8 protein-coding genes and 1 pseudogene are annotated in these 7,339 nt (G+C 27.8%); 7 read left to right on the top strand and 2 right to left on the bottom strand.

Annotated features, from left to right (window positions below; translation table 11 throughout):
- A pseudogene (locus JG677_RS06145) lies at positions 1 to 342 on the top strand (hypothetical protein); the annotation flags it as partial.
- 3 nt (positions 343 to 345) lie between these two features.
- Here JG677_RS06145 and fliI read toward each other — a convergent pair.
- Both fliI and folE read right to left on the bottom strand, forming a co-directional pair.
- Entirely contained in the window at positions 346 to 1,722 is a 1,377-nt protein-coding gene (gene fliI, locus JG677_RS06140) for a flagellar protein export ATPase FliI (protein WP_200169052.1), read from the bottom strand.
- The gene (folE, locus tag JG677_RS06135) at positions 1,722 to 2,294 is read right to left on the bottom strand and encodes a GTP cyclohydrolase I FolE (protein ID WP_200169051.1); all 573 of its coding nucleotides are present in this window, start codon (positions 2,292 to 2,294) and stop codon (positions 1,722 to 1,724) included. The genes fliI and folE overlap by 1 nt, the downstream gene beginning before the upstream one ends.
- A 148-nt stretch (positions 2,295 to 2,442) precedes the next feature.
- Between folE and tig the strand changes: the two genes are divergently transcribed.
- From tig to JG677_RS06105, 6 genes are all read left to right on the top strand, one after another.
- Positions 2,443 to 3,765: a trigger factor gene (gene tig / locus JG677_RS06130; RefSeq protein WP_200169050.1), complete on the top strand. Its 1,323-nt coding sequence runs from the start codon at positions 2,443 to 2,445 to the stop codon at positions 3,763 to 3,765.
- On the top strand, positions 3,765 to 4,352 hold the full coding sequence (clpP, locus tag JG677_RS06125) for an ATP-dependent Clp endopeptidase proteolytic subunit ClpP (RefSeq protein ID WP_200217304.1): 588 nt from the start codon (positions 3,765 to 3,767) through the stop codon (positions 4,350 to 4,352). The genes tig and clpP overlap by 1 nt, the downstream gene beginning before the upstream one ends.
- 9 nt (positions 4,353 to 4,361) lie before the next feature.
- Entirely contained in the window at positions 4,362 to 4,877 is a 516-nt protein-coding gene (gene def / locus JG677_RS06120; RefSeq protein ID WP_200285713.1) for a peptide deformylase, read from the top strand.
- Positions 4,874 to 6,379 (top strand): YifB family Mg chelatase-like AAA ATPase, encoded by a 1,506-nt coding sequence (locus JG677_RS06115; RefSeq protein WP_200285712.1) that lies wholly within the window; start codon positions 4,874 to 4,876, stop codon positions 6,377 to 6,379. Before def ends, JG677_RS06115 begins: the two co-directional genes overlap by 4 nt.
- Position 6,380: 1 nt before the next feature.
- Positions 6,381 to 7,079, top strand: a complete 699-nt coding sequence (locus JG677_RS06110) for an NYN domain-containing protein (RefSeq protein WP_200169046.1) — start codon at positions 6,381 to 6,383, stop codon at positions 7,077 to 7,079.
- Positions 7,063 to 7,339 (top strand): NAD(P)H-hydrate epimerase (locus JG677_RS06105; protein WP_325099562.1); only part of this gene is annotated, 277 nt, incomplete at its 3' end. The genes JG677_RS06110 and JG677_RS06105, both read left to right, overlap by 17 nt.

Below are 7,339 nucleotides of genomic sequence, written 5' to 3'. Positions count from 1 at the left end.
GATCTTTTAGAAGCTAGAATGAATATTCTTATTAAAAATTATCAACAAGATTTAAATAATATAGATTCCAAAGGCATACTTTCTCAAAAATATGAAAGTGATTTTATTAAATTAGTTCCTTTTGTAGAGTGGGAAGATTATATTTATGAGGGAGATGTTTTACAATTATATGAAAAAGAAGATGAGCAGATAAAAAAATACTGGGAAAAATTTCTTTTTAAAAATACTTTAAAAGCTTTGCCTTTAGAATGGGATTGTTCTATAAATGAAAAACTTATTTGGGTTAATGATAGTGATTTATTCCAAGCTTTAAATGCACATAAAATTTTACACCAAAATTAAAAATTATTTTTGATTAGGATTTGGTAAGGTTGCATTTGAACTACCAAGATTTTGATTATTAGGAGTATTTATAGGTGTGTCTATTTGTTTTAAAAGTTCTATAGTGTTATTAAATTCAAAACTTTCTTCAGGATTTTGTCCTAGAAAATTTTGCATAAATTCTTTTTTGGCTATAGCTTCATCAAGTTCTTTGTCGCTTCCTTTTTGATAAGCTCCAATGCGGAGTAAAACTTCATTTTCTTTAAGTAGTGAATTTAATCTTTTAAATTTTCTTGCTAAAAGCTTATGTTCATTTGTGATTATATCGCCCATAACCCTTGAAGCTGAATTTTGTATATTAATGGGAGGATAGATACCAAAATCAGTTAATTCTCTACTTAATACTATATGTCCATCAAGTATAGATCTGCTTTGATCAGCTATAGGATCACTCATATCATCTCCATCAACAAGAACGGTAAAAAAAGCCGTTATTGTGCCTTTGCCTTCTTCTTTTCCAGCTCTTTCCATAAGTTGGGGTAATAAACTTAAAACACTTGGAGGATAACCTTTAGTTGTAGGTGGTTCTCCTAATGCTAAACCAATTTCTCTTTGTGCCATAGCAAAACGTGTTACACTATCCATAATAAAAAGAACATCTTTTCCTTGTTCTTTAAAATATTCTGCTACACTCATAGCACAAAAGGCTCCATATTTTCTCATTAGAGCACTATCATCACTTGTTGCAACGATTATAACTGTATCATCTAATTTTCCACCTAAGTTTTTTTGGATGAATTCAGGAATTTCACGCCCTCTTTCTCCAATAAGAGCTACAACTTTTATAGGAGCCTTAGAGTTTTTAACTATCATACCCATAAGAGTAGATTTACCAACACCACTTCCTGCAAAAATCCCTAATTTTTGTCCTACTCCGCAAGTTAAAAGCGCATCAATAGTTTTAACTCCAACAGGAAAAACTTCTTCTATAAGTCCTCTTTTCATTGCATCAATAGGAGCTCTCATTATAGGCATAAATTTACTTGCCTCAATAGCACCTTTACCATCTTTAGGTCTCATAAAAGGATCTACAACGCGTCCTAAAAGTTCATCGCTTACCCCAATTTGCATTCCTGCATCACTTAAAAATGCACGATCTCCTATTTTAAAACCTTCTATAAAGCTAAAAGGACTCAAATAGCTAAATTTATCTTTAATTTCTACCACCATAGCCAAAGTTTGGAGTTGTTCATTTTCATTTGAGACAAGTTTTATAATATCCCCAATCCCAGTTTTTAGTCCTTTAATCTCTATGCTTGTAGCAGAAATTTTTGTAATTTCTCCAAAGATGGAATTTAAATTTTCATTTTTTAGTTTTTGTCTTAATTTATTAAGTTCCATTAAAATCTTACTTGCTTTGGAGAATTAATTAAAGAAAAAAATTCTTTTCTTGTTTTTTCGTTTTTTAAAAATAAACCCCTTAAAGCTGAAGTGCTAGTAATTGAATTTGCTTTTTGAATCCCGCGCATTTCTATACACATATGTCTTGCTTCTATTACAACGCCAACGCCTTTTGCTCCAACTCCATCCATAAGAGCATCTGCAATTTGTTCTGTGAGTTGTTCTTGAATTTGAAGTCTTCTAGCAAACATTTCTACCAAACGTGGGATTTTGCTGAGACCTACAACTTTTTTATCAGGTATATAAGCTACGCTTACTCTACCAAAAAAAGGTAAAAGATGATGTTCACAAAGGCTATAAAATTCTATATCTTTCACTAAAACCATTTCATTATTAGAACTTTCGAATAGGGCATTGTTTAAAATGTCATTAATATTTTCATTATAACCCTTACTTAAAAATTCATAGGCCTTAAAAACTCTTGTTGGAGTCTTTAAAAGACCTTCTCTTTTTGGGTCTTCTCCTATAATTTCTAACATAGTTGCAACACAATTTTCAAATTTTTTTTGCAATTTTTTCTCCAAAATAGTTAAAATAATAAATAATTCAGTCTAAATTTAAATATAATATTATCATAAATATATTGAAATTTTTATGCAAGTAATAAGGAAAAATTTGTTATATTTCAATAATTAACTTTTTATTTTTGAAGGAAAAACTATGGAAATTAAAGCAAAGCAATTAGATTCTGTTAATGCAATTGCTAATGTAAAAATCCCTTTAGGAAGCATTAAAAATGAAGTTCAAAATCTCGCAAAAAAAGCTTCTAAAAATATTAAAATGGATGGGTTTAGACCAGGACATGTTCCAGTTAGCGCTGTACTTAAACGTTATGAAAAAGAATTAATGAAAGATGCTGAGCAAAATCTTTTTAAATACGCTGTTGATAGTGCTTTAAAGGAATTAAAAAAAGAAAATAAAGAACTTATTGGTAATCCATATTTTGAAAAATTTGATAGAAAAGATGGAGAAATTGAAGCTGAATTAATGCTTTCATTTAAACCTATTATAAAACTTGATGGTTATGAAAAATTAATACCAGAGTATCAAACTCCAAAAGTAAGCAAAAAAGAGATTGAAGATAAAAAAGCAGAACTTTTAAAAAGATTTGCGACCCCAGAAGCAATTAAAACAAAAAGAGCTTTAAAAGAAGGCGATTTTGCTAAATTCGATTTTGAAGGTTTTATAGATGATAAAGCTTTTGATGGTGGTAAAGCTCAAGATTATGTTTTGGAAATTGGTTCTAAGCAATTTATTCCAGGATTTGAAGAGGGTATGATAGGATTAAAAGCAGGAGAAGAAAAAGACATAAAAGTTACTTTTCCAAAAGATTATGGTGCTGCTAATTTAGCGGGAAAAGAGGCTATTTTTAAAGTAAAACTTCACGAAATTCAAGAATTAAATATACCAAAACTTGATGAAAAAAGTCTCAAAACTCTTCTTCCTAATGAAAAAGAACCAACAGAAGAATTACTTGATGAAAAATTAAAAGAACAAATTAAAAATGAAAAACTTTTTAAATTGGTTAATGATGAATTAAAGGCTAAATTTGCTGATGCCTTGATCGAAAAATTTGAATTTGATTTGCCAAAAGGCATTGTAGAACAAGAAATAGATATGCAATTTAGAAATGCTTTTTCGAATTTTAATGAAAAAGAAATAGAAGAGCTTAGAAATAATAAAGAAAAATATAAAGAAAAAAGAGATAGCTTTAAAGAGGATGCTGAAAAAAGTGTTAAACTTACTTTTATTATCGATGAACTTTCAAAGATTAGAAAAATTGAAGTAAGTGATCAAGAACTTATTCAAGCTGTCTATTTTGAAGCCTATCGTTATGGTATGAATCCTAAAGAGCATTTAGAAAATTATAAAAAACAAGGTGCTTTACCTGCTGTTAAAATGGCTTTAATTGAGGAAAAACTTTTTAGTGATATTTTTATGCCAAAAAATAATAAAAAAACAAAAAAAGAGGTTGAAAAATAATGAGTCTTTATATACCTTATGTTATTGAAAAAACAAGCAGAGGTGAAAGAAGCTATGATATTTATTCTAGACTTTTAAAAGATAGAATCGTTATGCTTAGTGGAGAAATTAATGATGATTTAGCTTCTTCTATAGTTGCGCAACTTCTTTTTTTGGAAGCTGAGGATCCTCAAAAAGATATTTATCTTTATATTAATTCTCCAGGAGGAGTAATAACAAGTGGATTTAGTATTTATGATACTATGAATTATATAAAGCCTGATATCTGCACTATTTGCATAGGACAAGCTGCTTCTATGGGTGCATTTTTGCTAAGTTGTGGAACAGAGGGAAAACGTTTTGCTTTGCCAAATTCAAGAATTATGATACATCAGCCTTTGGGTGGAGCTAGAGGACAAGCGAGCGATATTGAAATTCAAGCAAAAGAAATTTTAAGATTAAAATCAATTCTTAACGAGATTTTAGCTAAAAATACTAAGCAAAAATTAGCTAAAATCGTCAAAGACACTGAGAGAGACTTTTTTATGAGTTCAAACGAAGCTAAAGAATATGGACTTATTGATAAAGTTTTAGAAAAGAAAATTTAAGGTGTTATTTTGATAAGAAAAATCATTACTTATCCAAATAAAAATCTTTTTTTAGAATCTAAACCAGTAGAGATTTTTGATGAAAAGTTGCATTCTTTATTGGATGATATGTATGAAACTATGATAGCAAGCAATGGAGTAGGGCTTGCGGCTATTCAAATTGATATACCTTTAAGAGTTTTTATTGTAAATATTTTAGATGAAAATGAAGAGCAAAAAAAAGAAGACTTAATAGAAGTTATAAATCCTAAAATTAAATTTTTAAGTGAAGAAAAAATTGTTTGCACGGAAGGTTGCCTTAGTGTTCCTGATTTTTTTGAAAAAGTAGAAAGATATGAACATATTTTGCTTCAATATCAAGATCGTTATGGAAATCTTAAAGAACTTGAAGCTAAAGGTTTTTTAGCTGTAGCAATTCAGCACGAAAACGATCATTTAGATGGACATTTGTTTATAGAAAAACTTTCTTTTTTAAAAAGACAAAAATTCGATAAAGAATTTAAAAAACAAAAAAAATCTAAATGAATTATCTAAAATGCATAAGTTTTGATGAAAGTTTAGATATCATAGATGTTGAATCAACTTTTACAAGAGGAATTCCAAATCTTACTATAGTAGGTTTAGCAAATGTAGCAATTAAAGAGAGTGTTGAACGTATTAAAGCTTCTCTTGCTACTTGTAATTTTGTTTTTCCTTCAAAAAAAATTACAATCAATTTAAGTCCATCTGGAATACCAAAAAAAGGTTCTCATTTTGATTTGGCAATTGCTACACTTATTTTATTGCAAAATGAAAATTTAAATGATTTTTTTGTTGTTGGAGAGCTTGGGCTTGATGGAAGTATAAAAAGTACAAATGAACTTTTTTCCTTGATTTTATTTTTAAGTACTAAAATCAAAAAAGCAAAGATTATTGTTCCTAAGAGTATAGCTTTTAAAGCTTCAATGATTCCAAATTTAGAAATTTATGGTATGGAACATATTAGTGATATAATAGAGTTTTTTAAAGAAAAACAATATGAAAAATTTAAATTTAAAAAATTACATCCTTTATTTAAAAATTCTTTTTCCATAAATGGAGAATTATACGTTCGCAATGAAATTTTCGAATCTGATTTTAAAGATATTAAAGGACAAAAACAAGCCAAAAGAGCTTGCTTAATTGCAGCTTTGGGAATGCATAATATTTTATTTGAAGGAAGTCCAGGAAGTGGAAAAACTATGTGTGCTAAAAGGCTTGTTTATATAATGCCTCCACAAAATCTTGATGAAATTTTAATACAAAGTGCTTATAAATCTTTAATTTCAAAAGATAATGACTTAAGTCAAGTAAGAGTTTTTAGAAATCCTCATCATACAAGTACTAGAGCAAGTATTTTTGGAGGTGGTGCAAATGGGGCTAAAATAGGAGAAGTTGCTTTAGCTAACAAAGGTGTATTATTTTTTGATGAATTTCCACATTTTAATAAACAAGTTATTGAGAGTTTAAGAGAGCCTTTGGAAGATTATAAAATTAATATTTCAAGAGTAAATTCTAAAATAAGCTATGAGACAAAGTTTATTTTTGCCGCTGCTTTAAATCCTTGTCCTTGTGGAAATTTATTTTCTAAAAATTTAAATTGTGTTTGTAATGACAATGAGATTAAAAGATATAAAAATAAAATTTCTTGGCCTATTTTAGATAGAATAGATTTATATGTGGCTATGGATGAAATAGATGCCAATGATAAAGCAGATTTAAGCTCAAAGCAGATGAGCGATATAGTGTTTGATGCTTTTTTATTTCAGAAAAAAAGAGGTCAAAAAGAATTTAATGGAAAATTAAAAGATGAAGACTTAAAAGAAATTTGTATTTTAGATGATGAAGCTAAAGAAACGCTTTATAAGGCAACTTTAAGATATAATCTTTCTCAAAGAGGAATAAATAAAACCTTAAAAGTTGCAAGAAGTTGTGCTGATTTAGCAAAAAGTGAAATAATTCTTAAAAGTCATATTTTGGAAGCTTTAAGCTTTAGAATGAGAGGATAAAATGGAAAATAAAAGTGTTGCTGTTTTCATTGATGCTGAAAATATTCCAGAAAAATATGCTGATGATATTTTTAATATAGCTTCAAATTACGGAGAATTAGTTATTAAAAGAATTTATGCTGATTGGACTAAAGAAAGTGTGCAAAATTGGAAGCAAAAAGTAAGTGATCATTCTATTATAGCCATGCAGCAGTTTAATTTTAGAGCACAAAAAAATTCAAGCGATATGTATTTAGTTACAGAAGTTTTAAGTTTTTTTTATGAAAAGGATATTGATATTTTTATCATTGTTTCTAGCGATAGTGATTATACAAGTTTGATACAAAAATTAAAAGAAAATAAAAAACAAGTTATAGGCATAGGCTTAAAACAATCTATAAAATCTTATGTAAATGCTTTTAATGAATTTTTTTATTTAGATAAAGATAAAAATAAAGATCAAAATACTTTAGGCAAAAACAATTTAAAGGATTTAATTAATATAATAGAACAATTAATAGAAGAAAAAGCAAGAGCGGAATATGCTCAAATAAGAATGAATATGAATCGCAAATATTCAGATTTTAATCCACAAAATTATGGTTTTAGAAATTTTAGAGCTTTAATACAATATTTTCTTCCTAAAATGAAAAAATTTAAAGAAGAAAGAGAAAAAAATATTTATTTTTTGGTTAAAAAAGATAATGAAAGCTATTTATAATAATTCTCAAATTTTAGATCAATACGCTATTGATAATGGCTTAAATGAGGATATTTTATTAGAAAATGCTGGAATTTCTCTAGCAAGATTAATAAAAAAAGAAAAAAAGAAATTCAATAAAGCTAAAATTCTTTTTTTGTTAGGTGGAGGCAATAATGCTTGTGATGCACTTGTAGCTATAAGACATTTAAAAAAATGCAAAGCTTTTAAGCTTGGATTTAAAGAAAATGAAAATTTTAAAAAACAAAGTAGAATTTTGG

This window comes from Campylobacter sp. TTU-622, from assembly GCF_016598965.1.
Lineage (GTDB): Bacteria > Campylobacterota > Campylobacteria > Campylobacterales > Campylobacteraceae > Campylobacter_D.
Note: the sequence above shows the minus strand (reverse complement) of the source record. Positions and strands in the feature narration are given on the sequence as shown.